This window comes from Streptomyces sp. NBC_01520 (assembly GCF_045040375.1).
In the GTDB taxonomy this organism is placed as follows: domain Bacteria; phylum Actinomycetota; class Actinomycetes; order Streptomycetales; family Streptomycetaceae; genus Streptomyces.
Map to the genome: position 1 here is coordinate 1,531,156 of NZ_CP109404.1, position 25,993 is coordinate 1,557,148.

At 70.9% G+C, this 25,993-nt stretch carries 27 protein-coding genes and 1 pseudogene; 11 read left to right on the forward strand and 17 right to left on the reverse strand.

Features of this window, described 5'->3' with window-relative positions:
- Positions 1-74: 74 nt before the first annotated feature.
- Both OG524_RS06935 and OG524_RS06940 read left to right on the forward strand, forming a co-directional pair.
- Positions 75-983 carry a 5'-3' exonuclease H3TH domain-containing protein gene (locus OG524_RS06935; protein WP_405393297.1) on the forward strand — a complete coding sequence of 303 codons (909 nt, stop codon included), beginning with the start codon at positions 75-77 and terminating at the stop codon, positions 981-983.
- Between the two features lie 65 nt (positions 984-1,048).
- Positions 1,049-1,891: a siderophore-interacting protein gene (locus OG524_RS06940; protein WP_405809490.1), complete on the forward strand. Its 843-nt coding sequence runs from the start codon at positions 1,049-1,051 to the stop codon at positions 1,889-1,891.
- 67 nt (positions 1,892-1,958) lie between these two features.
- Here the strand turns inward: OG524_RS06940 and OG524_RS06945 are convergent, their stop codons facing one another.
- Complete coding sequence (locus OG524_RS06945; protein ID WP_405391820.1) at positions 1,959-2,600, reverse strand: MerR family transcriptional regulator; 642 nt, start codon at positions 2,598-2,600, stop codon at positions 1,959-1,961.
- 158 nt (positions 2,601-2,758) lie between these two features.
- Here OG524_RS06945 and OG524_RS06950 point away from each other — a divergent pair, with 158 nt between their 5' ends.
- From OG524_RS06950 to OG524_RS06965, 4 genes are all read left to right on the forward strand, one after another.
- Entirely contained in the window at positions 2,759-3,670 is a 912-nt protein-coding gene (locus OG524_RS06950) for a hypothetical protein (protein WP_405391819.1), read from the forward strand.
- Positions 3,667-4,134 carry an ABA4-like family protein gene (locus OG524_RS06955; RefSeq protein ID WP_405809492.1) on the forward strand — a complete coding sequence of 156 codons (468 nt, stop codon included), beginning with the start codon at positions 3,667-3,669 and terminating at the stop codon, positions 4,132-4,134. The genes OG524_RS06950 and OG524_RS06955 overlap by 4 nt, the downstream gene beginning before the upstream one ends.
- Positions 4,135-4,261: 127 nt before the next feature.
- On the forward strand, positions 4,262-4,846 hold the full coding sequence (locus OG524_RS06960; RefSeq protein ID WP_405391817.1) for a sigma-70 family RNA polymerase sigma factor: 585 nt from the start codon (positions 4,262-4,264) through the stop codon (positions 4,844-4,846).
- A complete protein-coding gene (locus tag OG524_RS06965) occupies positions 4,843-5,595 on the forward strand; it encodes an anti-sigma factor domain-containing protein (RefSeq protein ID WP_405391816.1) in 753 nt (250 codons plus the stop codon). The genes OG524_RS06960 and OG524_RS06965 overlap by 4 nt, the downstream gene beginning before the upstream one ends.
- Before the next feature lie 5 nt (positions 5,596-5,600).
- On the opposite strand, the pseudogene OG524_RS06970 reads toward OG524_RS06965, so the two are convergent.
- Positions 5,601-6,206 (reverse strand): annotated as a pseudogene (locus OG524_RS06970) (FAD-dependent oxidoreductase); the annotation flags it as partial.
- 157 nt (positions 6,207-6,363) lie between these two features.
- Between OG524_RS06970 and OG524_RS06975 the strand changes: the two are divergent.
- From OG524_RS06975 to OG524_RS06990, 4 genes are all read left to right on the forward strand, one after another.
- The gene (locus OG524_RS06975; RefSeq protein WP_405809494.1) at positions 6,364-7,992 is read left to right on the forward strand and encodes a molybdopterin-dependent oxidoreductase; all 1,629 of its coding nucleotides are present in this window, start codon (positions 6,364-6,366) and stop codon (positions 7,990-7,992) included.
- Between the two features lie 72 nt (positions 7,993-8,064).
- The gene (locus OG524_RS06980; protein ID WP_405391814.1) at positions 8,065-8,715 is read left to right on the forward strand and encodes a fasciclin domain-containing protein; all 651 of its coding nucleotides are present in this window, start codon (positions 8,065-8,067) and stop codon (positions 8,713-8,715) included.
- Between the two features lie 28 nt (positions 8,716-8,743).
- The gene (locus OG524_RS06985; RefSeq protein ID WP_405809496.1) at positions 8,744-9,754 is read left to right on the forward strand and encodes an ADP-ribosylglycohydrolase family protein; all 1,011 of its coding nucleotides are present in this window, start codon (positions 8,744-8,746) and stop codon (positions 9,752-9,754) included.
- 87 nt (positions 9,755-9,841) lie between these two features.
- On the forward strand, positions 9,842-10,285 hold the full coding sequence (locus tag OG524_RS06990) for an SPW repeat protein (protein WP_405391812.1): 444 nt from the start codon (positions 9,842-9,844) through the stop codon (positions 10,283-10,285).
- 153 nt (positions 10,286-10,438) lie between these two features.
- Here the strand turns inward: OG524_RS06990 and OG524_RS06995 are convergent, their stop codons facing one another.
- The 12 genes from OG524_RS06995 to OG524_RS07050 all read right to left on the reverse strand — a co-directional run bounded on the left by OG524_RS06995 (position 10,439) and on the right by OG524_RS07050 (position 22,494).
- Entirely contained in the window at positions 10,439-13,267 is a 2,829-nt protein-coding gene (locus tag OG524_RS06995) for a DEAD/DEAH box helicase (RefSeq protein ID WP_405809498.1), read from the reverse strand.
- Positions 13,268-13,316: 49 nt separating this feature from the next.
- Complete coding sequence (locus OG524_RS07000) at positions 13,317-14,207, reverse strand: diacylglycerol kinase (protein ID WP_405391810.1); 891 nt, start codon at positions 14,205-14,207, stop codon at positions 13,317-13,319.
- Positions 14,208-14,248: 41 nt separating this feature from the next.
- Entirely contained in the window at positions 14,249-15,214 is a 966-nt protein-coding gene (gene tatC, locus OG524_RS07005; protein ID WP_405391809.1) for a twin-arginine translocase subunit TatC, read from the reverse strand.
- Positions 15,215-15,263: 49 nt separating this feature from the next.
- Positions 15,264-15,557 (reverse strand): Sec-independent protein translocase subunit TatA, encoded by a 294-nt coding sequence (gene tatA / locus OG524_RS07010; protein ID WP_384495210.1) that lies wholly within the window; start codon positions 15,555-15,557, stop codon positions 15,264-15,266.
- Positions 15,558-15,773: 216 nt separating this feature from the next.
- Positions 15,774-15,971: a hypothetical protein gene (locus OG524_RS07015; RefSeq protein WP_056786540.1), complete on the reverse strand. Its 198-nt coding sequence runs from the start codon at positions 15,969-15,971 to the stop codon at positions 15,774-15,776.
- 48 nt (positions 15,972-16,019) lie between these two features.
- Positions 16,020-16,310 carry a hypothetical protein gene (locus OG524_RS07020; protein WP_405809501.1) on the reverse strand — a complete coding sequence of 97 codons (291 nt, stop codon included), beginning with the start codon at positions 16,308-16,310 and terminating at the stop codon, positions 16,020-16,022.
- Positions 16,311-16,347: 37 nt separating this feature from the next.
- On the reverse strand, positions 16,348-17,304 hold the full coding sequence (locus OG524_RS07025; RefSeq protein ID WP_405391807.1) for a helix-turn-helix transcriptional regulator: 957 nt from the start codon (positions 17,302-17,304) through the stop codon (positions 16,348-16,350).
- A 15-nt stretch (positions 17,305-17,319) separates the two neighbouring features.
- Positions 17,320-18,273: a helix-turn-helix transcriptional regulator gene (locus tag OG524_RS07030; RefSeq protein WP_405391806.1), complete on the reverse strand. Its 954-nt coding sequence runs from the start codon at positions 18,271-18,273 to the stop codon at positions 17,320-17,322.
- A gap of 115 nt (positions 18,274-18,388) precedes the next feature.
- Positions 18,389-18,763 carry an FKBP-type peptidyl-prolyl cis-trans isomerase gene (locus OG524_RS07035; protein WP_405391805.1) on the reverse strand — a complete coding sequence of 125 codons (375 nt, stop codon included), beginning with the start codon at positions 18,761-18,763 and terminating at the stop codon, positions 18,389-18,391.
- Positions 18,764-18,806: 43 nt separating this feature from the next.
- Positions 18,807-19,742, reverse strand: coding sequence for an FKBP-type peptidyl-prolyl cis-trans isomerase (locus tag OG524_RS07040; protein WP_405809504.1), 936 nt, complete (start codon positions 19,740-19,742; stop codon positions 18,807-18,809).
- A 121-nt stretch (positions 19,743-19,863) separates the two neighbouring features.
- Complete coding sequence (pafA, locus tag OG524_RS07045) at positions 19,864-21,225, reverse strand: Pup--protein ligase (RefSeq protein ID WP_405391803.1); 1,362 nt, start codon at positions 21,223-21,225, stop codon at positions 19,864-19,866.
- 9 nt (positions 21,226-21,234) lie between these two features.
- Positions 21,235-22,494, reverse strand: a complete 1,260-nt coding sequence (locus tag OG524_RS07050) for an MFS transporter (protein WP_405391802.1) — start codon at positions 22,492-22,494, stop codon at positions 21,235-21,237.
- A 128-nt stretch (positions 22,495-22,622) separates the two neighbouring features.
- On the opposite strand from OG524_RS07050, the gene OG524_RS07055 reads away from it, so the two are divergent.
- Positions 22,623-23,651: a LacI family DNA-binding transcriptional regulator gene (locus OG524_RS07055; RefSeq protein WP_405391801.1), complete on the forward strand. Its 1,029-nt coding sequence runs from the start codon at positions 22,623-22,625 to the stop codon at positions 23,649-23,651.
- 61 nt (positions 23,652-23,712) lie between these two features.
- Here OG524_RS07055 and prcA read toward each other — a convergent pair whose 3' ends face one another.
- From prcA to OG524_RS07070, 3 genes are read right to left on the reverse strand one after another with little or no spacing between them, the layout of a single operon-like run.
- The gene (prcA, locus tag OG524_RS07060) at positions 23,713-24,546 is read right to left on the reverse strand and encodes a proteasome subunit alpha (RefSeq protein WP_405391800.1); all 834 of its coding nucleotides are present in this window, start codon (positions 24,544-24,546) and stop codon (positions 23,713-23,715) included.
- 56 nt (positions 24,547-24,602) lie between these two features.
- The gene (gene prcB / locus OG524_RS07065; protein WP_405391799.1) at positions 24,603-25,448 is read right to left on the reverse strand and encodes a proteasome subunit beta; all 846 of its coding nucleotides are present in this window, start codon (positions 25,446-25,448) and stop codon (positions 24,603-24,605) included.
- Positions 25,400-25,993, reverse strand: a complete 594-nt coding sequence (locus OG524_RS07070; RefSeq protein ID WP_405809507.1) for an endonuclease VII domain-containing protein — start codon at positions 25,991-25,993, stop codon at positions 25,400-25,402. Before OG524_RS07070 ends, prcB begins: the two co-directional genes overlap by 49 nt.

Sequence of the window (25,993 nt, forward strand, 5' to 3'; positions counted from 1 at the left end):
CCCGGGAACCGCGGGCGTCCGGGGCGGGCCGTGTCGGTGCCGTGCGGCATCATCGGGGTGTGACGCGACGCCTGATGCTCCTCGACACCGCCTCCCTCTACTTCCGCGCCTATTTCGGTGTACCGGACTCGGTGCGCGCACCGGACGGCACCCCGGTCAACGCCGTGCGCGGGCTGCTCGACTTCATCGCCCGGCTCGTCCAGGACCACCGTCCGGACGACCTGGTCGCCTGCATGGACGCGGACTGGCGCCCGCAGTGGCGGGTCGATCTGATCCCGACGTACAAGGCGCACCGGGTGTCGGCGGTGACGCCCGACGGCGTGCCCGACGAGGAGGAGGTCCCGGACACGCTCTCCCCGCAGGTCCCGGTCATCGAGGAGGTGCTGGACGCCCTGGGCATCGCCCGCGTGGGCGTCTCGCCGTACGAGGCGGACGACGTGATCGGCACGCTGGCGGGGCAGGCCACCGGGCCGGTGGACATCGTCACCGGCGACCGCGATCTCTACCAGCTGGTCGACGACGCCCGCGGCGTCCGGGTGCTCTACCCGCTGAAGGGCGTGGGCACGCTGCAGGTGACCGACGAGGCCTGGCTGCGGGAGAAGTACGGCGTCGACGGCGCGGGTTACGTCGACCTGGCCCTGCTGCGCGGGGACCCGAGCGACGGCCTGCCGGGTGTGCCCGGCATCGGCGAGAAGACGGCGGCGAAGCTGCTCGACGCCTTCGGCGACCTGGCCGGGATCATGGCCGCGGTGGACGATCCCGCCGCCCGGCTGACCCCGTCGCAGCGCAAGCGGCTGGACGAGGCGCGGGACTACGTGGCGGTCGCGCCGAAGGTGGTCCGCGTCGCCGGTGACGTACCGCTGCCCGCCTTCGGCCCCGCGCTCCCCCGGGAGCCCAGGGACCCCGCGGCCCTGGAGGCCCTGGCCGCCCGGTGGGGCCTGGGTGGCTCACTGCAACGCCTGCTCCTCACACTCCAGACATGAAGGTGCTAGCTTAGGTAAACCTAAGTACATGGAGCCTCGTAGAGGTCCGGAGCAGGGAGAACCTCGTGGCAGAGCGGCCGGCACGCCAGGCACCTACGGCGCAGGGAGCGCAGGTTGTACGCACCGAGCAGATCACCCCGCACATGGTGCGCGTGGTCCTCGGCGGCGACGGCCTGGCGGATTTTTCCCTCGCCGGATTCACCGACCACTACGTCAAGCTGTGCTTCGCCCCCGAGGGCGCGGACTACGCACACCCCTTCGACATGGCCGCGATCCGCGGGGAGTACCCGCGTGAGCTGTGGCCCACCACCCGCACCTACACGGTGCGTTCCTGGGACCCCGTCACCCGTGAGATGGCGATCGACTTCGTGGTGCACGGGGACGAGGGACTCGCGGGGCCGTGGGCGAGCCGGGCGCGCGCCGGTGACCAGGTGACCTTCCTGGGCCCCGGCGGGGGTTACGGGCCGCAGGCCTCGGCCGACTGGCATCTGCTGGTGGGCGACGAGAGCGCGCTGCCGGCGATCGCCGCGTCGCTGGAGCAGATGCCGGCGGGTGCCGTGGTGCACGCGTTCGTCGAGGTGCCGGACGCCTCCGAGGAGCAGAAGATCGTGACGCCGGACGGGGTGGCCGTGACGTGGCTGCACCGTGGCGACCGCCCGGTCGGCGAGGCCCTCACGGCCGCGGTGAAGGGCCTGGACTTCCCGGAGGGCGAGGTGCAGGCGTTCGTCCACGGCGAGGCGGGCTTCGTGAAGGACATCCGCCGCCACCTGCGCCTGGAGCGCGGGATCCCGCTCCCGCAGCTGTCGATCTCCGGTTACTGGCGCCTCGGTCAGAACGACGACGCATGGCGCGCGGTCAAGCGCGAGTGGAACGAGCAGGTGGAGCGCGAGCAGGAGAGCGCCGCGTAGCCCTCGCGCACAGCACCCGCCGGAGCCCGGTCACCGTCCTGGACGGTGACCGGGCTCCTCGCCGTTCTCACCCCCGCGCGCCCTCGTCCGGGTACGTACGGGCCGACGCGTCCACATGCGCGAGGCGGCGCAGCGCGGCGAACATGGCCTCCCCGAGCACCGTGCCGACGACCACGCTCTCCACCAGGTCCTCGCGGGCCACCCGCCGCCCCACGTAGTCGAGGTCCGCCCGGGCGACCGGCTCGGCGGCGTCCGCGTAGAGGTCGAGCAGTTCGACGAAGCCGCCGTGCCCCGCCCTGCGCAGCGCGGCCAGCACCCCCGCCAGCGACCGGCCCGCCGCGCAGTCCGGTTCGACCCGCCAGCCGCGGCGCTCCACCAGTGCGGCCACGTCCTCCCGGGCGTCCAACAGCTCGGCCCCCTCCTCGTCGCCCTCCGCCGGACCGATCCGCTTCGCCGCGACCCCGAGCACCTTGTGCACCGGCTGCGCCGGATCGTCGACCGCGGCCAGCACGTCCGCGATGGCCGAGAGCGGAAGCCCGCCGACGTCGAGCAGGGCCCGGATCAGCCGCAGCCTGCGCTCGTGCCCGTCGTCGTAGAGCGCCTGGTTCGGGCTGGTCAGCCGGCCGGGGGGCAGCAGCCCCTCGCGTACGTAGTACTTGATCGTCGGCACCGGAACCCCGGACCTGCGACTCAATTCACCGATGCGCACTGTGTGTTCATCCCTCCGGACCTTGCCAAGCCGACCCCCCATCATAGATAGTACGCCTATCGGATAGCGGACAGCGCTACTATCCATAATTGTTCTGGGGGGTTTCCATGTCTTCATGGCGCACGTGGCATCGGCCGTTAGTACTCTTCTCCACCTCGATGGTGGTGATGGCCGTCGTCGCGGCGGTGGGACTCCTGGTCGACGACCGGGTCGTCGCGGGCTCGCCGATCTGGGCCAAGCCGTTCAAGTTCGCCATCTCGTTCGTGCCGTACACACTGACCCTGGCGTGGATGCTGACGCTCCTCACCCGCGGCCGGCGCACCGGCTGGTGGGCCGGCACCGTCGTCGCGCTGGCCTGCCTGGGAGAGATGGTGATCATCACCGGACAGGTGGTCCGGGGCAGGCGCAGCCACTTCAACAACGAGACCCCGTTCGACGCGACGCTCTACAGCGCGATGGCCGTCACCGTCGTGATCCTCTGGGCCGGCACCCTCGCCATCGCGATCCTGCTGCTCCGTGCGCGGATCGCCGACCGTGCCTCGGCCTGGGCGGTGCGGTCCGGGGTGCTCATCGCCCTGGCGGGCGCCGGCCTGGGGTTCCTGATGACGCAGCCCTCCGCCCTGCAGCGGGAGGCCGGCGATCTGGACACCGCCGACGTGATCGGCGCGCACTCCGTCGGCGTACCGGACGGCGGACCTTCGATGCCGCTCACGGGCTGGTCGACGACCGGCGGCGACCTCCGCATCCCGCACTTCATCGGGATGCACGCGCTCCAGGCCCTCCCGCTGTTCCTGCTCGCACTGATCGCCCTCGCGCCCCGGATCGCCCGGCTGCGTGACCCGCGCGTGCGGCTGCGGCTGGTGCTCGTCACCTCCGGCGCGTACGCCGCGGTCGTCGCCCTGGTCACCTGGCAGGCGCTGCGCGGCCAGCCGCTCGTCCACCCCGACGGGGCGACGCTCACCACCGCCGCCCTGATCGTCGCCGCTGCCGTGGCCGGTGCCCTCGCGGCGCTGCGCCCGGCCGGTACCCGTACGACAACCGACGCGTCACACAAGGAGTCTGTGTCATGACCGGTGCCCTCTTCGAGATCACGTTCCTGCTGGCAGCCCCGTTCTGGCTGCTCATGATCTTCGCGCCGGGCCGGCGCGTCACCGCCCGCGTCGCCGCGTCGCCGCTGACGGTGCTGCCCGTGCTGGTGCTCTACGCGGTGATGGCCGTTCCGGTGTTCCCCGAACTCTGGACCGCGGTGAGCAGCCCGGACATCGACACGTTCCGCGACCTCACCGTCCTGGCGAACGGCGCAGGCGCCGTCTGGGCGCAGATCATCGCCTGGGACCTGCTGCTCGGGCAGTGGATGTTCCTGGAGGCACGGCGGCTCGGGGTGTCCCCGTATCTGATGGGGCCCCCGCTGGTGCTGACCGTCCTGCTCTCGCCGGTCGGCCTGGTGGTCTTCCTCGCGATCCGCGCCACCAGGAAGCCCGGTGCCCGCTTGGTGCGGCGGGACGCGGAGGACGGCGCGGCGGTGCCCGGCTGACATGCGTTCCGGGTGGGCCGGGGTGTGCGGAGCCCGTGCGAGTATTTCGGCCCTCCGACCAATCCGCGGCGCCACCGGTTCCGAATCATCCATGGAAGCCGATGTGTGCCCCGGGAGGATCGTCCGCGTGAAAGAAGCCGTCCACATCAGTGGGATCCCCTCGACAAAGCCCGATCTGCAGGAGCTGCTCGTCCTGGTCGCCCGTGGTGACCAGGACGCCTTCACCCAGGTGTACGACCAGGTCAGCGGACCTGTCCTCGGCCTGGTGCGGAGCGTCCTGCGCGATCCGGCCCAGTCCGAGGAGGTGGCGCAGGAGGTGCTCGTGGAGGTGTGGCGCACCGCTCCCCGCTTCCAGCCGTCCCGTGGCAGTGCCATGAACTGGGTGCTGACTCTGGCCCACCGCCGGGCGGTGGACCGGGTCCGGTCGGCCGAGGCCACGTCGGCGCGGGAGCACAGGGCCGCGCTGCTGGACCGCACGCCGGACTTCGACGAGGTGTCGGAGCAGGTCGAGACCCGGCTGGAGAGGGAACAGGTCAGACGCTGTCTGCGGACGCTCTCCGAGCTCCAGCGGCAGTCGGTGACCCTGGCGTACTACCGCGGGCTGACCTATCGCGAGGTCGGCGAACTGCTGTCCGTACCACTGGGAACCATCAAGACACGGCTGCGCGACGGACTGATCCGGCTGCGCGACTGCCTGGGGGTGAACGCATGAACACCGCCGAGCTGCACACGCTGACCGGGGCCTACGCCCTGCACGCTCTGCCGGAGGACGAACGCGTCGCGTTCGAGCGTCACCTGGGAGCCTGCGAGGCCTGCACCCAGGAGGTACGGGAACTGTCCGCGACCGCCGCCCGGCTCGGGCTCGCGGTGTCCGTAGTGGCACCGGCCGCGCTGCGCGGCCGGGTGCTGCGGGAGATCACGACCGTACGGCAGGAGGCGCCCTCGCACGGCAGGAGCGCGCGCTCCGGCGCCGCACGGCGGGTGGGCCGCTGGTCGTCATACGCCCTCGCCGCGTGCGTCGCCGCCGCTGCCGCCTTCGGCGGGGTCGCCGTGTGGCAGAACCAGGTCGCGCGGGACGCCAGGCAGGATGCGTCCGAGGCCCGGCAGCAGAACGAGGAGCTGGCCCGGGTGCTGGCGGCTCCGGACGCGAGGACCGGTTCGGGGGTGCTGGAAGGCGGCGCCCGGGGCACGGTCGTCGTCTCGCGGAGTGTGGACCAGGCGGTGTTCCTGGCCTCCGGCATGGCCCGGCCGCCCGACGGCAAGGTCTACCAGCTGTGGTTCGACGACAGCGGGAGCATGCGCTCGGCAGGGCTGATGGACCCGTCGGCGCCGGACGGCACCGTGCTGCTGGACGGGCCCGTGGACGGCGCCTCCGGCATGGGCATCACGGTCGAGCCCGCGGGCGGTTCCAAGCAGCCGACCACGCAGCCGCTGGCCCTGATGGCCTTCCCGGACGCCTGATCCCGCATGGCTGTGTGGTCCATGAACCGGAAGAGGTGGTGGGCCGGGTAGCGCGTCGCGGTCACCGGGTCGCAGGACCAGACGGCGGAGACCATCGGCGTCAGGAAGTGGGCCGTGCAGTACGGGGGGAAGCGGCCGGGGGCCGCGAACTGTCCGAGGGTCAGGGCGGACGCGCCGTCGTTCCTGGCGAGCAACGTCCGGGCCGCCCGGTGGGATCGGGGCACCTCGGCGAGCATCCGCGGGTACGGGCCCCGCAGCAGGGCGCCCGGCCGGGCGAACAGCCCTGCGGCGCCCCGGGCGCCGGCGTACTACAGGCCGCAGCCCTCTCAGCGCACGGACATGCTCATCTCCGACTCCTGGGCGGCCACACCCAGTTCGTCGAAGAGCCGGAGGAGACGGGGGTACGTACGCCGGTTGTGCACGATGAACCCCGAGTCGACGCGGTGCGTACGGCCGTCCGACGAGGTCAGGTCGTGGGTGTGTGCGTGGCCGCCGACTCGTTCGTCGGCCTCGTACAGGGTCACGTCCCGCGCCCTGCCCAGGACGTACGCGGCGGTCAGCCCCGCCACTCCGCTGCCCACCACGGCTGTGCGCCGCCGCTGCGTTGTCATTCGGGGTTCCTTCCGGTGTTCCACGCTGGCCGGGCTCTGCCGGAGAGCCGCTCAGGGGTCATTCGGTGCGGGTCGGCCCGCGGATTGCCCCCTCGGTGAAGTTCCTTCGACCGGGTGAACGACCAATCCGCCGGCCGCCCGGCACCGAACTCCGGGTGTGACGACGGACCGATACGTTTCGCAGAAGCACGGGGCCTCCGGGTCCCGGCGGTCCCGCTGGGCGCGTGCCGCGCTCGCCGCGCTCAGCGGTCTGATCGCCGGGTTCACAGCCCTGTGCGTGGCCGAACTCGTCGCGGCTGCCGTACGTCCCGAGGCGGGTCCGGTCGCAGCGGTGGGCGGGGCGGTCATCGACCGCACTCCCGCGGCCGTCAAGGACTTCGCCGTACGGAATTTCGGCACCGACGACAAGCTGGTGCTGCAGCTCGGGATCCTCGTCGTCCTGGCGGTCTTCGCCATGGCGGTGGGAGTCCTCGCGCTGCGGCACCGGTGGAGCGGTGTTGCGGCCGTACCGGTCTTCGGCGTGGTCGGGGCGGTGTGCGCGGCCGGGCGGCCGGAGGGCCGCCCCACGGACGCACTGCCTTCGGTCGCGGGCGCGCTGGTGGCCGCGGCAGTGCTGTATCTCCTGGCCGGACGGCTGGCCCCGGCAACCGTTCCGCCTCCCTCGGCCGACGGGACGGACGGCGGGGTGCGGGGCACCTTCGACCGCCGCGGATTCGTGATCGCGGCGACCGCCGCGGCGGCGGCCTCGGGCGGTGCGGGACTCCTGGGCCGACGGCTCCAGGCGTCCGAACTGGCCGGGGTCTCGGCCTCACGCGGTGACGTCGTGCTCCCGGCGCCGGCCTCTCCGGCCGCCGCGATACCGGACGGCGCGGGTCTGGGCATCCGGGGCCTGAGCTCGTTCGTCACCCCGACCAAGGACTTCTACCGGGTGGACACCGCACTGGTGGTGCCGCGCGTCGACGCCGACCGGTGGCGGCTGCGGATCCGTGGCAAGGGCGTGACGCGACCCGTCACCTTCGGCTTCCAGGACCTCCTGCGGCGTGGGCTGATCGAGCGCGACATCACGCTGACCTGCGTGTCCAACCAGGTGGGCGGTCCGTATGTGGGCACCGCCCGGTGGATCGGCGTGCGTCTGGCCGATCTGCTGGCCGAGGCCGGGGTGAGGCCGCCGTCGAAGGGCGGGCCCGCGGACCAGATCGTGGCGCGGTCCGTGGACGGGATGACGATCGGCACCCCGGTGGAGGAGGTCATGGACGGCCGCGACGCACTGCTCGCGGTCGGCATGAACGGCGAACCGCTGCCGCTCGACCACGGCTTCCCCGTCCGGATGGTCGTCCCCGGTCTCTACGGCTACGTCTCGGCGTGCAAGTGGATCCAGGACATCGAGCTGACGACGTTCGACGCGTACGACGCGTACTGGGTCGAACGTGACTGGTCCCGCGAGGCTCCGGTCAAGACCCAGTCACGCATCGACACGCCCCGCCCCTTCGCCTCCCCGCGCGCGGGGACCGTGCCCGTCGCCGGCGTCGCCTGGGCCCAGCACCGGGGCATCGCCCGGGTCGAGGTCCGGGTCGACGGCGGTGAGTGGCACACCGCGCGGCTGGCCGCCGAGGCCGGCCGCGACACCTGGCGCCAGTGGGTGTGGCAGTGGCCCGCCACGACCGGCCACCACACCCTCGAGGTCCGCGCGACGGACCGTACCGGCGCCACACAGACCGACAGGCGGGTCGGCACCGTGCCCGACGGTGCGACCGGGTGGCACTCGGTGGTGGTCGACGTGACCTGACCGCGCTCCCCGCCCGCCGAACCTCTCGTTCCTTTCCCTCTGCCGAATCAACGATCCCTTCAGGAGAACACCATGAACACTCGTCACCTCCGCCGCGTCGCCGTCACCGTGTCCGCCGCGGCCCTGCTGCCGCTGGCCCTGACCGCCTGCTCCAGCGACTCCGGCACCTCCGCGTCCGGCTCCGGCTCCGGCTCCGGTGCGGACAAGGCGGCGTCGAGCGCTCCGGTCAAGGAGACCGAGCCGGTGGACGGGCCGTTCGGCCCGGGCTGTGCGACGGTCCCGAAGGAGGGCGCGGGCTCGTTCGACGGCATGGCGCAGGACCCGGTCGCCACGGCGGCGTCGAACAACCCGGCGCTGTCCACGCTGGTCGCGGCCGTCAAGCAGGCCGGGCTGGTCGACACCCTGAACAGCGCCGAGAACATCACGGTGTTCGCCCCGACCAACGACGCCTTCGCCAAGATCCCGAAGGCCGACCTGGACAAGCTGCTCGCCGACGAGGCCGCGCTGACCAAGGTGCTCACCTCGCACGTCGTGGGCGAGAAGCTGGCGCCTTCGCAGCTGGACAAGGGCTCCTTCGACACCCTGGCCAAGACCGGTCTCACCACCTCCGGTTCGGACCTGTCGTACACCGTGAACGACTCCTCCAAGGTCGTCTGCGGCAACGTCCCGACGGCCAACGCCACGGTCTACATCATCGACACCGTCCTGATGCCGGCCGCCTGACACGCTGTTCCGCTCGTACGATGACCGTATGAGCGGAACGGGCCCTGAGGGTCGCACCCCTGGAGCGGGCGAACGTCCGGACGCGGCCCGGAGGGACCGGACGGCCGGGGCCGTGGTCGGCTCCGCCACCGGCGACGCACTGGGTGCCCCCTTCGAGTTCGGGGCGCCCGGTGTGTTCACCGCCCGCTTCCCGGACGGCGTGGGGACGCTGTGCGGGGGCGGCGGCTGGGATCCGGGCGAGGCGACGGACGACACGCAGATGGCCGTTCTCGTCGGGGAGTCGCTGCTGGACAACGGCGGTCTCGAACTCCCCGACGTCTTCGACCGGTTCAGGCGCTGGGCGGCGGCCGAGCCCAAGGACATCGGGCTGCAGACCGAGGACGTCCTGACGAGCGGGGATCCCTGGGACCTGGCCGCCGCCCTGCACTTCCAGGTCAACGCGCGTGCGGCGGGCAACGGTTCGCTGATGCGGGCGACCACCTCAGCCGTGTACTTCGCGCGCCGGGGGCGGGCGGCGACCATGGACGCCGCCCGCCGCATCGCGGCCCTGACCCACGGCGACCGGGCGGCATGGGAGGGCACCGCGGTCTTCCATGAGCTGGTTCGCGTCGCCCTGGACGGTGACGATCCCCTCGCCGCCGTCCCCGGCGTCCTCGCCGAGGTGCATGCCGACCACCGGTCCCGCTGGGCGACCGTGCTCGCCCCTGACTGGCATCCCGACGACGCCACCGAGTTCAACGGCGCGGTGTGGCCGTGCCTCGGCACCGCGCTGTGGGCGCTGCGCACCACCTCCGGCTTCGAGAGCGCGCTCGCCGCGGCGGTCGACGTGGGCGGCGACACCGACACGGTGGCGGCGGTCACCGGCGGACTGGCAGGAGCGGTGTACGGGCTCGGCGCCGTCCCGGAGCGCTGGACGCGGAGCCTGCACGTACCGCTGCCGGGATACGGGGACCGGGTACTGCGGACCGCCGACCTGGTGTCACTCGCCGAACGGCTCGACGGAATCGCAGAATCCACCCCCCTGAAGACCTACATATAAGGGATACATAAGAGCAAACTGGGTCGGGAGAGGTAGTGACCGCCTGCAGCTGCGGCCACTCTCGCAAGGTACGAAGGGACGAATCTCATGAGTAACGTCTCGCACACCAGAGGTGACATCAGCGGTCACCCCGATGCTTCCGAGATGCGGGCGCGCCACGACCGCGTGCTCAGTGGCGGAGGCCGCAGCACGGCCCTCGCGGACGCGCCGGTGTTCCTGCTGGGTCTGTACTGCGCCGTCTCGCCCTGGGTGCTCCACTTCACCGCGAGCCAGCCCGACCTGGTGACGCACAACCTCGTCATCGGTATCGCGATAGCGGTGCTGGCGCTGTGCTTCACCGCCATGCCGGAGCGCATGACCGGCATGAGCCTGGCCATCTGCGCCCTGGGGGCCTGGCTGATCGTGTCGGCCTGGATCGTGGGCAGCAGCCCCGACATGGGCGTCATCCTCAACAACGTGATCGTCGGAGGCCTGGCGGTCGTACTGGGGGCAGTTTGCGCGGGAGTCGCGGTGATGAACAAGAAGGCGTAGCGGATTCCCACACAGAAGTGGCCACAGGCACCGACACCGAGCCTGCGGCCACTTGCTGTTCCCTCGCCGGGAACCACCGGGGATCACCCTGCGGACCGACCCTGCCGGGGGCCCGTCGGACCCGCCGAGGCCCCCGTGCGAACCCGCCGGGGATCACCCCACCGAGCTGTACGCCACCACACCCCGCAGCACCGCGTCGACGGCCTTGTGCGCGTTCTTCGCCACCGAACTCCCGTCCCGGGGCGCGGCGGCCGCGATCTGGCCGAGCACGTCGATGACCTGCTTGCACCACCGTACGAAGTCGCCCGCCGGCATCTCCGCCTCGCGGAGCACCTCGTCCAGCGTCCGCCCCGAGGCCCACATGTAGACCGCCCAGGCGAAGCCGAGGTCGGGTTCGCGCTGGCCGACCCCTTCCGTCTGGCTGATCTTGAAGTCCTCCTCCAGGGCATCGAGCCTGCCCCAGATGCGGACCATCTCGCCCATCGCCGCCTTCGCCGGACCCGACGGCAGTTTGGGGGCCACCGCGTCGTCCGCCTGTCGCGCCTCGTAGACCAGCGCGGAGACGCACGCGGCCAGTTCGGCCGGGTTCAGCCCTTCCCAGACGCTCTCCCGCAGGCACTCGCTGGCCAGCAGGTCAAGCTCCCCGTACAGCCGTGCCAGCCGTCGCCCGTTGTCCGTGACCTCGCTGCCGCGCAGGTAGTCGAGCTCGGTCAGGAGCGCGACGATCCGGTCGAAGGTCCGGGCGATGGTGTTGGTCCGGCCCTCGATCCGCTGCTCCAGCTGCCGGGTGTCCCGCTGGAGCCGGTGGTAGCGCTCCGCCCACCGGGCATGGTCCTCGCGCTCGTCGCACCCGTGGCAGGGGTGCGCACGGAGCTCCGTGCGCAGCCGGGCGATCTCCCGGTCGTCGGCCGCCGCGGCCCGCTGCTTGCGGTGCCGCCCCGGATCGATGTGCCCGGCCTTGCTCCGCAGCGCGGAGGCCAGGTCGCGGCGCGACTGCGGTGAGCGCGGGTTGAACGACTTCGGCACCCGCATCCGCTCCAGCGCCTCGACGGGCACCGGGAAGTCGATCTGGGCCAGCCGCTTGACCTGCCGTTCGGCGGTCAGCACCAGCGGGCGCGGCCCGTCGTGGTACTCCAGCCCGCGGTGCCCGTTCGTACGTCCCGCCGGCAGCCCCGGGTCGAGGACCAGCGCGAGTCCGGCGAACTTCCCGGTCGGCACATGGATGACGTCACCGGGCTTGAGCTTCTCCAGGGACGACGCAGCGGCGGCCCGCCGCTGGGCGGCACCCTGCTTGGCCAGGTCCGTCTCGCGGTCCTTCAGGTCGCGGCGCATCCGCGCGTACTCCTCGAAGTCCCCGAGATGGCAGGTCATGCCCTCGCGGTACCCCTCCAGGCCCTCCTCGTTGCGCTGGACCTGCCGGGAGATGCCGACGACCGAGCGGTCCGCCTGGAACTGCGCGAAGGAGGTCTCCAGCAGCTCACGCGACCGGTGCCGCCCGAACTGCTGCACGAGATTCACGGCCATGTTGTACGAGGGCCGGAAGCTGGAGCGCAGCGGGTACGTACGGGTGCCCGCGAGTCCGGCGAGCGCCCCGGGATCCATGCCCCGCTGCCACAGGACCACCGCGTGGCCCTCGACGTCGATGCCCCGGCGCCCGGCCCGGCCGGTCAGCTGGGTGTACTCGCCGGGCGTGATGTCGGCGTGCTGTTCGCCGTTCCACTTGACGAGCTTCTCCAGCACGACGGAACGCGCGGGCATGTTGATGCCGAGTGCCAGCGTCTCCGTGGCGAAGACCGCCTTGACGAGGCCCCGTACGAACAGCTCCTCGACGACCTCCTTGAAGGTCGGCAGCATTCCGGCGTGGTGTGCGGCGATGCCCCGCTCCAGGCCTTCGAGCCACTCGTAGTAGCCGAGGACGTGCAGGTCCTCGCCGGGGATGGACGCGGTCCGCTCCTCGACGATCTCCCGCACCAACTGGCGCTTGTCCTCGTCGTTGAGCCGCAGCCCCGCCTGCAGGCACTGCTGCACGGCCGCCTGGCAGCCGGCCCGGCTGAAGATGAACGTGATCGCGGGCAGCAGCCCTTCGGCGTCGAGCCGGTCGATGACCTCGGGCCGCGACGGGGTCCAGATGCGGCTGCGCTGACGGCGCTCGCGCTCGCGGTCGGCCTCGCGCACCATCTTGCCGCGTCGGCGCTCGCGCGGGTTGTACCCCCGCTGGTTCTCCATCCGGGCGAGCCTGACGAGGTCGGGGTTGACCTCGCGCCTGCCGGTGCCCCGGCCGCCGTGGTCCGTCTCCTCCTCGAAGAGGTCGTACATCCGGCGCCCGGCCATGACGTGCTGCCACAGCGGCACGGGCCGGTGCTCGGAGACGATCACCTGGGTGTCGCCCCGGACGGTGTCCAGCCAGTCGCCGAACTCCTCGGCGTTGGACACGGTCGCCGACAGCGACACCAGGGTCACCGACTCCGGCAGGTGGATGATCACTTCCTCCCACACGGCGCCGCGGAAGCGGTCGGAGAGGTAGTGCACCTCGTCCATCACCACGTAGCCGAGGCCGGTGAGCGCCCGGGAGCCCGCGTACAGCATGTTGCGCAGCACCTCGGTGGTCATGACGACCACGGGTGCGTCCGCGTTGACGCTGTTGTCCCCCGTCAGGAGTCCGACCTTGTCCGCGCCGTGGCGCCTGACCAGGTCGGTGAACTTCTGGTTGGACAGCGCCTTGATCGGCGTCGTGTAGAAGCACTTGCGGCCCTGCTCCAGGGCCAGGTGTACGGCGAATTCGCCGACGATCGTCTTGCCCGACCCCGTGGGGGCCGCGACCAGCACCCCCTTGCCCGCCTCCAGGGCCTGGCAGGCCTCGATCTGGAACGGGTCCAGTCCGAACTCGTACATCTCGCGGAAGGGCCCGAGGGCCGTGGCCTGCTCGGCCGCACGGACCCGAGAAGCCTGGTATCGCTCAGCTGGTGAGAGGTCCTCTGTCATCTTGATACGAGCCTACCCGCCAGGTATGACAGTCAGCCCGATCTTTATTTCACGGTGCAAGGACCCGCACGGCGCCGGGTACACAGGTCGCCGTGAGCGGCAGCGGACCCAGCGGTTCGCCGTCCGCGTACGCGGTGGTGCCCGCCGCTGCCAGCTCGATGGACGAGACCCGGTGGACGCTGACCGCGGGATGGCCGAGATGCGTCCCCTTGTAGACCTGGGGGAAGACCTTGAGCAGGGTGGTGCGACTGCAGTCGCCGACGACGGTCACGTCGAAGAGCCCGTCGTCCATGACGGCGTTCGCGCAGATCCGCATGCCGCCGCCGTACGTGGAGCCGTTGCCCACGGCGATCAGCGTCGCCTCGATCTCGCGCACCGGACCGCCGTCCAGCCGGACGCGGTACGGGATCGGCCGGAAGGCCGCCAGTTCGGCGAGGACGGCCAGGTCGTACTTGAACCGTCCGCCGACCAGGCGCATGCGGTTCCCCCGGTCGTTGACCCGTGAGTCGAAGCCGGAGGCGAGCACGGAGCCGAACCAGCGCCCGCCGACGCGGCCGAGGTCGATGCCGCGCACGGTTCCCGCCTTGAGCGCCTCGGCGGCCAGCCGTCCCGCGGCGGCCGGATCGCGGATCGGCAGCCCGAGCGCGCGGGCGAAGTCGTTGCCGGTGCCGACGGCCACGGCACCCAGCGGGGTGTCCGTTCCGGCGACGGCCTGCAGGGCGAGGGACATCATGCCGTCACCGCCCACGGCTATCAGGGCGCCGGTCCCGCCGGCCACGGCCTCACGGGCCCGGCGAAGGGCGTCGTCGGCATCCTCGCCGAGCACCGTACGCACGGAGAACCCCGCGTCCCGCAACGCCGAAGCGGCCGGCTGCGCGGCTCGCGCGCCCCGGCCGCTTCCTGCGGTGGGATTGACGAAAAGTGTGATCTCGCTGGTCACTGGGGGTCCCCCTGGACGAAGTCTGGGGAGACCCTACAAGGTCAGGTGATGTCGTCGTAACCGTTGAGCCGGTGGGTCCGGCCGCCGTCGGACTCGCCGCTCGCCTGCTCGGGCAGGGCTGCCCGGGAAGGGGTGACACCCTCGACCGCTCCGACGTCCTCGGGTGTGAGGTCCAGCTTCGAGGCCTCGTCGTCGTCGAGCTCGGCGTCGGGGTTGCGGCGCTGCCTGCGCTTGTCGTTGAGCAGGGAGAAACCGACCGCGACGAAGTACAGCACCGCGAGCGGACCCGCCAGCAGGAGCATCGAGATGGGCTCGCCGCCCGGCGTCGCGATCGCCGCGAACGCGGTGAGGCCGACCAGCATCCCGCGCCACCAGCGCAGCATGCGGGCACCGGACAGGACGCCGGTCATGTTGAGCAGGATGAGCAGCAGCGGCAGCTCGAAGGCCAGCCCGAAGACGAGCACCATGCGGGTGATCAGGTCGAGGAAGTCGTCGAGCGGCAGCAGGTTCTTCACGTTGTCGGGCGTGAAGCCGAGCATGATCTCGGCGGTCTGCGGCAGGATCGTGTAGGCCAGGTAGGCACCGGCCATGAAGAGCGGAACCCCAGCGGCCACGAAGGCCATCGAGTAGCGCTTCTCCTGCTTGTGCAGGCCGGGGGCGACGAACGCCCACAGCTGGAAGAGCCAGACAGGGGTGGCGACCAGCACACCCGCCATCAGGGACACCTTCAGCGCGATGGTGAAGGGCGACAGCAGACCGTTGGTGGTCATCTCCGCGCACGGCCGGCCGTTGATCATGGTCACGGCGCCGTTCTTGCAGCCGACCGAGTCCAGGATCGGCTTCATCAGGAACTCGAAGATTTCCTTCTGGAAGAACGCTGCCGCGATCACGGCGACCACGATGGCCAGGACCGACTTCAGCAGTCGGTTGCGCAGCTCACGCAGGTGATCGAGGAGGGGCATCCGCCCCTCGTCGTCCTTCTCCTGCTTGCGGGCAGACTTGAGCAACCCACTTCCCTCGTCTCGTGCGGCAGCTGTCGGTGGAGCGATTCAGCTGTCAGCTCTGGGTGGTGGGCTTGGCCTCGCTGACCGGGCGGGAGCTGGAGACGTCCCCGGGCGCGGCCTGGATGGTACGGGCGGGAGCGGCCGGCGGAGCGGTGTCCGCGACGGTCTCCGTGGTGGGCGCCGCGGGCTCCGCGTCGTCCTTCTTCATGGCCTTGGCCTCGCTCTTGAGGATGCGGGCCGACTTGCCGAGCGAACGCGCCATGTCGGGAAGCTTCTTGGCACCGAAGAGCAGCAGGATGACAGCGATGATCAGAACGATCTCGAGGGGCTTCAGATTGCCGATCATGTGCGACTTCCTTCTCACTGAGGCGACTGGAGGGTGGGCTCGCTACCCGTTCGGCCGGACATACGTCCGACCTTCGCGCTGGCAGCGATCGTAACCCGCAGGGGTAAACGCGAGGCAATGCCCGTGCGTACTCCCGCTTGCGGCCCGCACCTCCCTGCCTGGGCCGACCTCAGCAGCGTACCCCCCGAACCCGTGAATCTGGAGGGCGCTACCTGTCTATCGCAGGGCCTCCCCGGTCTCCGCGAGACCGGTGGCCGCTCGTTCGAGATCCTCCGCCGCTCGATTGATCCGCTGTGTGGTCGCGGCGACCTGCCTGCCGAGCCGTTGCGCCTCGACGAAGACCTTGACGGCCAGGACGCCGAGCACGGCCAGGCCGAGGAATCCCAGGGCGATGGCGAGCATGGGCCAGAACATGGACGGTGCCTCGATGTCTTCTCGTTGCTGCGGGACGGCCTGCGGGCGCTACCGCAGGGCGGTGTGGAGGCGCAGTGTCCGCACTCCGCCGCCGGAGAGGAGTTCGACGATGCGCTCCCCGGCCGGCTTGCGGACCGCTGAGCCGCACTCGGGGCAGGTGAAGGTGTAGAAGGTCGTGCGCCGACTGGCACCTATGGCGAGGCGCAGGGCTCCCGCCGCGAGCTCGAAGCGCCCCCGGCAGTCCGGGCACGCGGCCCGGAACCGCACGACCGCAGGCACCGGCACGGGTACGGGTACGGGTCCACCCTGCCTGCCGTGTCCGCCCGATATCGCCGTCATACGACTTCTGTCTCCCCGGCGCACCGCCGGCCGCCCCTCAGAGCGCATCGTCGTAGGCGGCCAGTGCCTCACGCGCCGCCAGGCGGGCGCTGTGCGCCAGGTCCTGCGGGGCCGTGATGCGCCCTTCGCCGCCCAGTCGCAGCGCGAGCCTGCGCAGCGAGGCCGGGTCGGGGGTGCGCAGGGTGATCCGCATGCCCCCGTCAGGCAGCTCCTCGGCGCTGTCGTGCGGGTAGTACTCGGCGACCCATCTGCCTCCGGGCCCCACCTCGACCACGACCTCCGGGTCCTCGGCCGCCGGCTGGACCAGCCCTTCGGACAGGTCGCGCAGCTCGATCTCCGGCGGTTCGGACGGGGCGTCGAGCAGCCGGATCTCGGCGACCCGGTCGAGCCGGAAGGTGCGCCGCGCCTCGGTGAGCCGGCACCAGCCCTCCATGTACGTGTGGCCGACGGCGAACAGCCGGATCGGGTCCACCTCACGCTCGGTGAGCTCGTCGCGCGCGGGCGAGTAGTAGCGCAGCCAGAGCCTGCGCCGCTCGGAGATCGCCCGGTCGACGTCGGCGAAGACCCCTCCCTCGGACTCGAAGGTGACCGAGAGCCGGGAGCTCGCGGCCCCCACCTCACCGGCGGCCGTCTCCAGCTTCGCGGTGGCACGCACCAGCGCCTGCCGGTCGCTCTCGCGCAGTCCGGGCAGCGTGGCCACCGCACGGGCCGCGACGAGAAGAGCCGTGGCCTCGTCCGCGGCCAGCCGCAGCGGCTCCGCTACGTCGTCCGGGTTGTGCCACCAGATCCGGTCGCCGTCGGTGTCGATGTCGAGCAGGTCACCGCCGCGGAAGCTGGTCCCGCACATGGGGAGCACGTCGAGGTCGGAGATCAGCTCGTCCTCGGTGATGCCGAAGGCCCGGGCGACGTCCTGGACGTGCGCGCCGGGGCGCTCACGGAGATACGTCACCAGGGAGAGCATCCGCCGGGTCTGGTCGATCGCGTTCGTGGCCACGAGTAGCGGTTCCCCTCAGTCCTTGGCCACGGCGCGCAGCCGGTCCATCACATCGGCCCGCAGATCGGCGGGTTCCGTCACGACGACGTCCGGTCCGAACTCGACGAGCCAGGCGTCCAGTCCGTGTCCGTACGGAATCTCCAACTCTTCCCAGCCGTCCCCGAGTTCCCGTACCGATATCGCGCGGGAGCGCAGCGGGTAGCCGGACCCGGCGCGCAGCCTGATGCGGGCGGTCCTGGTCGCGGTCTCCCCCGCCCAGCTCTCCACCGTCTCGCGGACGGTGACCACGTCGGGCACCGGAACGGTGAACGCGCCGGCGCGGGAACGGACGCGCCCGGAGATCCGGGACAGTCGGAAGACCCGCTCGGCACCCCGGTCACGGTCCCAGCCGGCCAGGTACCAGTGGCCGCGCCAGCATTCGAGTGTCCAGGGTTCCACCTGGCGCTGCTCGGGGCGGGCGGCGTTGGCCTTGCGGTAGTCGAAGGTGACGGGGCGGCGGTCCCGGCAGGCGAGCATCAGCGGTTCGAAAGCGGCCTCGTGGACGGGGATGCGGGGTTCGAGGGCGCTGTGCACCTCGTACGCGTCCTCGGCCTCCGGCATCCCGGCCGCCCGCAGCTTCTGCAGGGCACCGCTGGCGGCCCCGGCCAGCCGGGCCTGCTGCCAGACCTTCGCGGCGAGCCCGAGGGCCGCGGCCTCCTCGGCGTCCAGCGTGATGGGGGGCAGCCGGTTGCTGTCGCGGCGCGCGAGGTAGCCGGTCTCCCCGTCGAGGTTCTCCACGGTCTCGATGACCAGGCCGAGTTCGCGCAGATCGTCCTTGTCGCGCTCGAACATCCGGTTGAAGGATTCGTCGGTGCCCGCTTCGAGATAGGCCTCGATGGACCCGCGGAGCTCACGTTTGCTGAGCGGGCGCCGGGTCCCCAGCAGACACAGTGCCAGGTTCATCAGCCGTTCGGCCTTGGCAATCGCCATCGACGCCCTTTCTCTACGTGCTCTACGACCGTCGACCGTACCGGTCCGGGGTGGCCTGACCAAAGCGAGGGCCCGTGCCTGACGGCACGGGCCCTCGCTGCTGTCACCTGGCGGATCAGACGGCGACCAGGTCGCAGACGAAGATCAGCGTCTCGCCCGGGGCGATGGAGCCGCCGCCCGCGCCGCGGTCGCCGTAGGCGAGGCGCGCGGGGATGGTCAGCTGACGGCGTCCGCCGACCTTCATGCCCTGGACACCCTGGTCCCAGCCCGCGATGACCTGACCGGCACCGAGCTGGAACTGCAGCGGGGTGCCGCGGTTCCACGAGGCGTCGAACTCCTCGCCGGTGGAGAACGCCACACCGACGTAGTGGACGGACACGGTCATGCCCTTCTCGGCGACCGCTCCGTCGCCTTCCCAGACGTCCTTGATCTCCAGGTCGACCGGCGGCTCGCCACCCGGGAAGTCGATCTCGGGCTTCTCGATGCTCACTGAACTGCTCCTCTAAATGATGAACGGGTCAACCGGGACAGTCTTACATCTTTGTCAGGATGTCCACGGCCCACACGAGCGTCGACTTGGCGGGGATGGTCTGCTGCGCCTCGTCGCCGAAAGCCTGGTCCGGCGGGATGACGAGCAGCACCCGGCTGCCGACCTTCTTGCCGACGAGGCCGTTCTTCAGGCCCTTGACCGTGATCTGGGCCAGCGGGAAGGTCGCGGTCTTGCCCGTGTCGTAGGTGCTGTCGAACTTCTTGCCGCCCTTCCACAGGAAGGCCTCGTAGTTCACGACGACGCTGTCGGTCTCCTTGATGACGTCCCCGTCGGACTCCAGGACGTAGCTGGAGACGAGCTTCTTGGGCGGGTCGGACTTGGGGAACGTGACCTTCGGCGCCTTGCCGTCGGTGTTCGTCCCGACCTTCGGCAGGTCGATGTTGTCCTGGGCGACCACGGCGCCCTCCGCGGACTTCGGGACCTGCGTCGCCTTCACCACGTCGACGACGAAGACGAGGGTGGCGTTGGGCTTGATGTCGCCCTGGCCCGCCTCGCCGTAACCGAGGTCCGGCGGGATGACCAACTGGACGCGGCTGCCGACCTTCTGGCCGACGAGGCCCTTGTCCCAGCCCTGGATGACCATGCCCGCGCCGAGCGTCAGATCGAAGGGCTGCTTACGGTCGAAGCTGTTGTCGAACGGCTTGGTGGAGTCCCACGCCTGGCCGAGGTAGTTGACCTGGATCGCGTCGCCGTTCTTGAGCTTCGCGCCGTCACCCTCACTGATGACTACGGTCTTCAGCTCCTTGGGTGGATCACCCTCACCCTTCGCCAGGGTGGGCTTCTCGCCGAACTTCGCCCCCGCGGTGATCGCGGGAACGCCGTTCTCGGACGAGGCGGAGTCGGAGGCCTTGTCGTCGCCGCATGCCGCGGTGGACAGCAGCAGGAGGGGGACGACGAGAAGGCCGGCAAGTCGGCGCACTGGTTCCTCAGATCTCAGACGGCACGTGAATGGGTCCCCGACACTCTAGGCCGAGCGAAGGGCCCCGTACGAGGAACGTACGGGGCCCGGTCGCATCCGCGGCAGGACGGGTCCTGCTCCGTCACATGCCCGCGATGAGCTTCTCCACCCGCTCGTCGACGGAACGGAACGGGTCCTTGCACAGCACGGTGCGCTGCGCCTGGTCGTTGAGCTTGAGGTGGACCCAGTCGACGGTGAAGTCCCGGCGCTGCTCCTGGGCCCGGCGGATGAAGTCGCCGCGCAGCCGCGCCCTGGTGGTCTGCGGGGGCACGGACTTGCCCTCGAAGATCTTCATGTCGTTGCAGATGCGGGCGGCCTGCCCCTTGCGCTCCAGCAGGTAGTAGAGCCCGCGCCGGCGGTGGATGTCGTGGTAGGCGAGGTCTATCTGGGCGACCCTCGGGTTCGACATGGTCATGTTGTGCTTGGCCCGGTACCGCTCGATGAGCTTGTACTTCATGACCCAGTCGATCTCGGTGCCGATCCGGTCGAGGTCCTCGGCCTCGATGGCGTCCAGGGTGCGGCCCCACAGTTCGAGGACCTGGTCGACCGTGCCGGTGCGGATGCCCCGGCGCTCGACGAAGTCGACGGCCTTCTCGTAGTACTCGCGCTGGACCTCGACGGCCGAGGCCTCACGTCCGCTGGCGAGTCGCACCTTGCGCTGCCCGGTGATGTCGTGGCTGACCTCGCGGATGGCCCTGATCGGGTTCTCCAGGGTCAGGTCGCGCATCACCGTGCCCGCCTCGATCATGCGCAGCACCAGGTCGGTCGCGCCGACCTTGAGCAGCATGGTCGTCTCGGACATGTTGGAGTCGCCGACGATGACGTGGAGGCGGCGGTACCGCTCCGCGTCGGCGTGCGGCTCGTCCCTGGTGTTGATGATGGGACGGGAACGCGTCGTCGCGGAACTGACGCCCTCCCAGATGTGCTCGGCACGCTGGCTCACGCAGTAGACGGCTCCGCGCGGGGTCTGCAGCACCTTGCCGGCACCACAGATCAGCTGCCGGGTGACGAGGAACGGAATGAGGATGTCCGCGAGCCGGGAGAATTCTCCGTGCCGGGCCACGAGGTAGTTCTCGTGACAACCGTAGGAGTTTCCCGCCGAATCGGTGTTGTTCTTGAAGAGATAGACGTCGCCCGCGATTCCCTCCTCGTGCAGGCGGCGTTCGGCGTCGACGAGCAGACCTTCGAGAATGCGTTCGCCTGCTTTGTCGTGCGTGACCAGTTCGGTCACGTTGTCGCATTCGGGTGTCGCGTATTCCGGATGCGATCCCACATCGAGGTACAGACGGGCGCCGTTCCGCAGGAAGACATTGCTGCTGCGGCCCCATGACACAACACGGCGGAAGAGGTAGCGCGCCACTTCATCAGGTGACAGTCGGCGCTGTCCCCTGAACGTGCACGTGACGCCGTACTCGTTCTCCAGCCCGAAAATGCGGCGGTCCATGACTGAACATTACGCCTTATGGCCTGAGCTGAAACCGGGTTCGGCCGCACCGTTTCGATCATTTTCCGATCCGGCCACGACCTCGGGCCCACGCACGGGAACTGCGAGGACCCTTCCGGTGGCCAGCAGAACCAGCAGCGCGGCCACTCCACCGGCCCCCGCGACGGCGAAGCTCCACGCCGTCCCGCCGAGCTCGACGGCCGGGCCGGCCACCGCCGTGCCGGCCGCCGCGCCCACCCCGAACGTCGTCACGAGCCAGGAGAACGCCTCGGTCACCGTGCCCCGCGGGGCGTGCCGGTCGACGACGATGAAGGAGCAGGCGATCGCCGGGGCCAGGAACACCCCGGCCAGTGCGGCCAGTGCGGTCATGGCGGGCACACCGGGGGTCAGTGTCAACGGCAGGTAGCCCAGGGCCAGCAGCGCGACGATGACCCTCAGCCGCTTCTCGGGCGGTCCGGCCCACTGCCGCGCCCCGTAGGCCGCGCCGCCGATCAGCGCGCCGAGCCCGAGCGCGGCCATCAGCCAGCCGTACACGGACTCGCGGCCGTGGTCGTCGGCGTACGCGACTCCGGCGACCGTGATCGAGCCGAGCGCGAGCCCGACGAAGAAGAACGCCCCCAGCAGGGCCAGCAGTCCCGGCGAGCGCAGCGCGCCCAGCCAGTGCGCCTCGCGGGGGGCCGAACGCCAGGTGCGGGAGGGCTCGGAGAGCACCACCCAGAGGGCACCGAGGACGCCTACGGCATTGATGACCAGGAGCGCGGCGGCCGGCGACCGGAGGGAGACCAGGACCGTCACGAGCAGCGGCCCCACCGTGAACATGATCTCCTGCGCCACGGCGTCCATGGCGTAGGCCCGGTGCACCCGGTCCTCCCGGCCGAGGACCGTGGGCCACAGGGCCCGCAGGCCCCCTTCCAGGGGTGGCGTGAAGACGCCTGCCACGATCACCGCCGCGTAGGCGGGCAGGAGCCGGTCGAGACCCACCAGGGCCAGTGCAGCCATGCCGAGCGCGGAGAGCACGGCGGCGGGGAGCTGGATCCGCGGCTGTCCGTACAGGTCCACGGCCCTGCCGAGCAGTGGCTGCCCCACGGCCGTCGCCAGGCCGTACGCGGCGGCGAGGGCGCCGGCCAGCGTGTAGCTGCCGCCCTCGGCCCGGGTGAACAGGACGATCGCGATGTGGGCCGTGCCGTTCGGCAGGCGCCCCACCAGTGTTCCCGCCAGCAGCCGGGCGGCATGCCGCGTCCGGAGGATGTCCAGATATCCCGCGGCCATGTCCGCCCCTCTCGCCCGGTGGCGTCACACCCCGGAGTTTTACGTATAACTTCAGCGTTCATACGTACCATGTGCGCAGTCCGCCGGTCCATCCCACGGCATCCGGCCCGCACAGCACGGAGGCACGAGTGAGCAGCGCGCGGCAGCCCGCCCCACCCCGGCCGACCAGCCGCGACGTGGCCCGGGCCGCAGGCGTCTCGCAGGCGACCGTCTCGCTCGTGCTCGGCGGTAAATGGCGCGGAAGGGTCTCCGGGGCGACCGCGGAACGGGTGCGTGACTGCGCCCGGGAGCTCGGCTACCGGCCGAATCTGGCCGCCCGCAGCCTGCGGCTGGGCCGCACCCGCACGGCACTGCTGGTCGTGCCCGCGCTCACCAACGAGTTCTTCGCCCGGGTCTACGCGGGCGCCGCCGCCGTCGCCGCGGAGCACGACTTCGGTGTGGTGCTCTACCCGTCGCCCGACGGGACGGGACCGGCCAGGGACCCGTTCGCCTCCGCCCGCGCGGCGCTCGACGGGGTGATCGCCTCGTCCATGGCGGCGGACGCGCTGGGGGCGCTGCGGAGCGCGGACCTGCCGCTGGTGATGCTGGACAGCGATCCGCGGGACCACGGCACGGCGGCCCGGGTGAACCTGGAGATCGCGGACGGTATGCGGCAGGTGGCGGAGCACCTGCTGGACCTGGGCCACCGCCGCTTCGTCCACCTGGCCTCCGCCGTGGACACCTGGACCTTCGGGGTGCGCGCCCGGGCCCTCGCCGACGCCGTGCGGGGCGTCCCCGGCGCGACCGTCCACCGGGTTGTGGCCCCGCTCGACGTACGGGCCGGGCGCGAGGCCGCCGAAGCGGTCCTGGCCTCCCCGGGGCCGCCGCCGACGGCGATCGTGTGCGACGACGACATCCTGGCCGCCGGGGCCTGCAAGGCCGTCCGCAGACGTGGGCTGCGGGTGCCCGACGACATCTCCGTGACCGGCTTCGACGACCTGGCCCTGGCCACGGCGGTCGAACCCGAGCTCACCACGGTGCGGCTGCCGGCCGAGCAGGTCGGCGAGCGGGGCATGACGGCCCTGCTGGCGGTCCTGGACGGCCGCCGGACCGAGCAGGCAGCTCTCCCCGTCCACCTGGTGGTACGGGGCTCCACCGCTCCACCGCCCGTCTCGTGACGGCGCCCCCGGCCGCGCACGGCGGCCGGGGGCGGCGGACCGGAGACATCCGGGGGCCGGACTAGTCCTTCGTGGTCCCGTCGGTGGGCGAGGCCGGGGTGTCGGTGCCCGGGGTCCCGGTCGCCGGACTGTCGGTCCCCGGGGTGTCGGCCTCCTCGGTGTCGGACGGGGCGTCCGTCGGGGTCGCCCCCGCACCGTCCGCGTCCAGCAGCCGGGTCAGCTGCCGCCCGACGATCCGCTTGAACTTGCGCTGCTGCGGCCTCGTACGGTCCAGGACCGCGACCTCGAGGCGCTCGGCGGGAATCTCCCGCTCGTTGCCGTTGGCCTCCCTGGAGAGTGCCTGCACGGCCAGCTTCAGGGCCTCCGCGAGCGACATCCCGTCGCGGTGACGCTGGTCCAGGAAGCTGCTGATCTGTTCCGCGTTCCCGCCGACCGCGACGGAGCCGTGCTCGTCCACGATCGAGCCGTCGTGCGGCAGCCGGTAGATCTGGTCGCCTTCCGGCCCCGCGCCGACCTCGGCGACCACCAGCTCCACCTCGTACGGCTTCTCGGCCGCGCTGGAGAAGATGGTGCCGAGCGTCTGCGCGTAGACGTTGGCGAGCCCACGGGCCGTCACGTCGTCGCGGTCGTAGGTGTATCCGCGCAGGTCGGCGTAGCGAACCCCGCCGATGCGGAGGTTCTCGTACTCGTTGTACTTGCCGGCGGCGGCGAAGCCGATCCGGTCGTAGATCTCGCTGAACTTGTGCAGCGCACGGGACGGGTTCTCGCCGACGAACACAATGCCGTCGGCGAACTGCAGCACTACCAGGCTGCGACCACGGGCGATGCCCTTCCGGGCGTATTCCGCCCGGTCGGCCATGGCCTGCTGGGGTGAGACATAGAACGGAGTCGACACCGGCTATCCGTCCCTTTCTGTCAGTGACGAGTGCATCGGGGAAGCGTCGGACCGGGTCAGAGCAGTGCGGCGCGGGGGCCGTCGGGCTGCTCGAGCCGGCGCTCCAGGATCGCGCGTGCGATCTCCGAGGATTCCGTGTCGTCCAGCTTCCGGAAGCCCTCGTCCGTGATGACGGTGACGATCGGGTAGATCCGGCGGGCCACGTCCGGGCCACCGGTCGCCGAGTCGTCGTCGGCCGCGTCGTACAGGGCCTGCACGACCAGGGTGAGTGTCTGCTCCTCCGTCAGGTCCTCGCGGTACAGCTTCTTCATCGACCCGCGCGCGAAGACGGAACCGGATCCGGTGGAGGCGTAGCCGCGCTCCTCGGAACGCCCGCCGGTGACGTCGTACGAGAAGATCCGGCCCGTCCCGCGGTCGACGTCGTACCCGGCGAACAGCGGGACGACCGCCAGGCCCTGCATGGCCATCGCCAGATTGCTGCGGATCATCGTGGAGAGGCGGTTGGCCTTGCCCTCCAGGGAGAGCGTGGCGCCCTCGACCTTCTCGAAGTGCTCCAGCTCCAGCTGGAACAGCTTGACCATCTCCACGGCGAGGCCCGCCGTACCGGCGATCCCCACCGCCGAGTACTCGTCGGCCGGGAACACCTTCTCGATGTCGCGCTGCGCGATCATGTTCCCCATGGTCGCCCGCCGGTCACCGGCGAGCACCACCCCACCGGGGAACGAGGCCGCGACGATGGTCGTCCCGTGCGGCGCCTCGATGGCTCCCTGCAGCGGCGGCAGACTGCGGTTGCCGGGGAGCATCGAGGGCGACTGGTCGGACAGGAAGTCCATGAACGAGGACGATCCCGGCGTCAGGAAGGCAGCTGGTAGACGCCCGGTGCTACGAGTGTTGGCTTCCACGCGTTTCCCTCCACGTATGCGGCTGCACGCCTTATGGCATCCGGCCGATCCTTGAGCTGCCCCAGGGCTGCGTTGCAGCTGAAGCACAGTACGCCACGGACCCTACCCGTCATATGACAGTGATCCACATGCTCCGCCTGAGCAGTTAGGCAGATACAGCAAACGCCCTGCTGAGCGGCGATCAGCGTGTCCAACTCCGCTGGACCGAGGCCATACTTGCGCTGGAAGTAGCTCATTCGATTTCGCTCGGCCCTGCATGGGCGACGGTAGCTCGACCAGCCGTCGGACGATGATCTGTTGCGCTCCCATTGATCGTGCGGCTTCACCTCGCCGCACTGCGGGCAACGCTTGCGCCCCCGAGGCACCGGTACCTTGACCCGAACGGACCTGCCCTTGGCCTCCTGGCGCTGCCGGTAGTACTCAGCAGAGCACTCCCGGCAATACGCCTGGAGGCCGTCCCGCATCGCCCTGTTACTGGCGAAGGACTCCGTCGGCAGAGTCATTCGACAGCGCGAGCATCTTCTTCCGGCAGGAATATCGGACAT

Bases quoted from the DNA above. Each gene is read 5' to 3' on its own strand.
- OG524_RS06980 (WP_405391814.1), top strand. From the start codon at position 8,065: ATGAACACTCGTCACCTCCGCCGCGTCGCCGTCACCGTGTCCGCCGCG.
- OG524_RS06950 (WP_405391819.1), top strand. From the start codon at position 2,759: ATGGTGGTGATGGCCGTCGTCGCGGCGGTGGGACTCCTGGTCGACGAC.
- OG524_RS06965 (WP_405391816.1), top strand. From the start codon at position 4,843: ATGAACACCGCCGAGCTGCACACGCTGACCGGGGCCTACGCCCTGCAC.
- OG524_RS07020 (WP_405809501.1), bottom strand. From the start codon at position 16,310: ATGACGGCGATATCGGGCGGACACGGCAGGCAGGGTGGACCCGTACCC.
- OG524_RS06955 (WP_405809492.1), top strand. From the start codon at position 3,667: ATGACCGGTGCCCTCTTCGAGATCACGTTCCTGCTGGCAGCCCCGTTC.
- tatA (WP_384495210.1), bottom strand. From the start codon at position 15,557: ATGATCGGCAATCTGAAGCCCCTCGAGATCGTTCTGATCATCGCTGTC.
- OG524_RS07030 (WP_405391806.1), bottom strand. From the start codon at position 18,273: ATGGCGATTGCCAAGGCCGAACGGCTGATGAACCTGGCACTGTGTCTG.
- OG524_RS07070 (WP_405809507.1), bottom strand. From the start codon at position 25,993: ATGTCCGATATTCCTGCCGGAAGAAGATGCTCGCGCTGTCGAATGACT.
- OG524_RS07050 (WP_405391802.1), bottom strand. From the start codon at position 22,494: ATGGCCGCGGGATATCTGGACATCCTCCGGACGCGGCATGCCGCCCGG.
- OG524_RS06990 (WP_405391812.1), top strand. From the start codon at position 9,842: ATGAGTAACGTCTCGCACACCAGAGGTGACATCAGCGGTCACCCCGAT.
- OG524_RS06935 (WP_405393297.1), top strand. From the start codon at position 75: ATGCTCCTCGACACCGCCTCCCTCTACTTCCGCGCCTATTTCGGTGTA.
- OG524_RS06995 (WP_405809498.1), bottom strand. From the start codon at position 13,267: ATGACAGAGGACCTCTCACCAGCTGAGCGATACCAGGCTTCTCGGGTC.
- pafA (WP_405391803.1), bottom strand. From the start codon at position 21,225: ATGGACCGCCGCATTTTCGGGCTGGAGAACGAGTACGGCGTCACGTGC.
- OG524_RS07015 (WP_056786540.1), bottom strand. From the start codon at position 15,971: ATGTTCTGGCCCATGCTCGCCATCGCCCTGGGATTCCTCGGCCTGGCC.
- OG524_RS06985 (WP_405809496.1), top strand. From the start codon at position 8,744: ATGAGCGGAACGGGCCCTGAGGGTCGCACCCCTGGAGCGGGCGAACGT.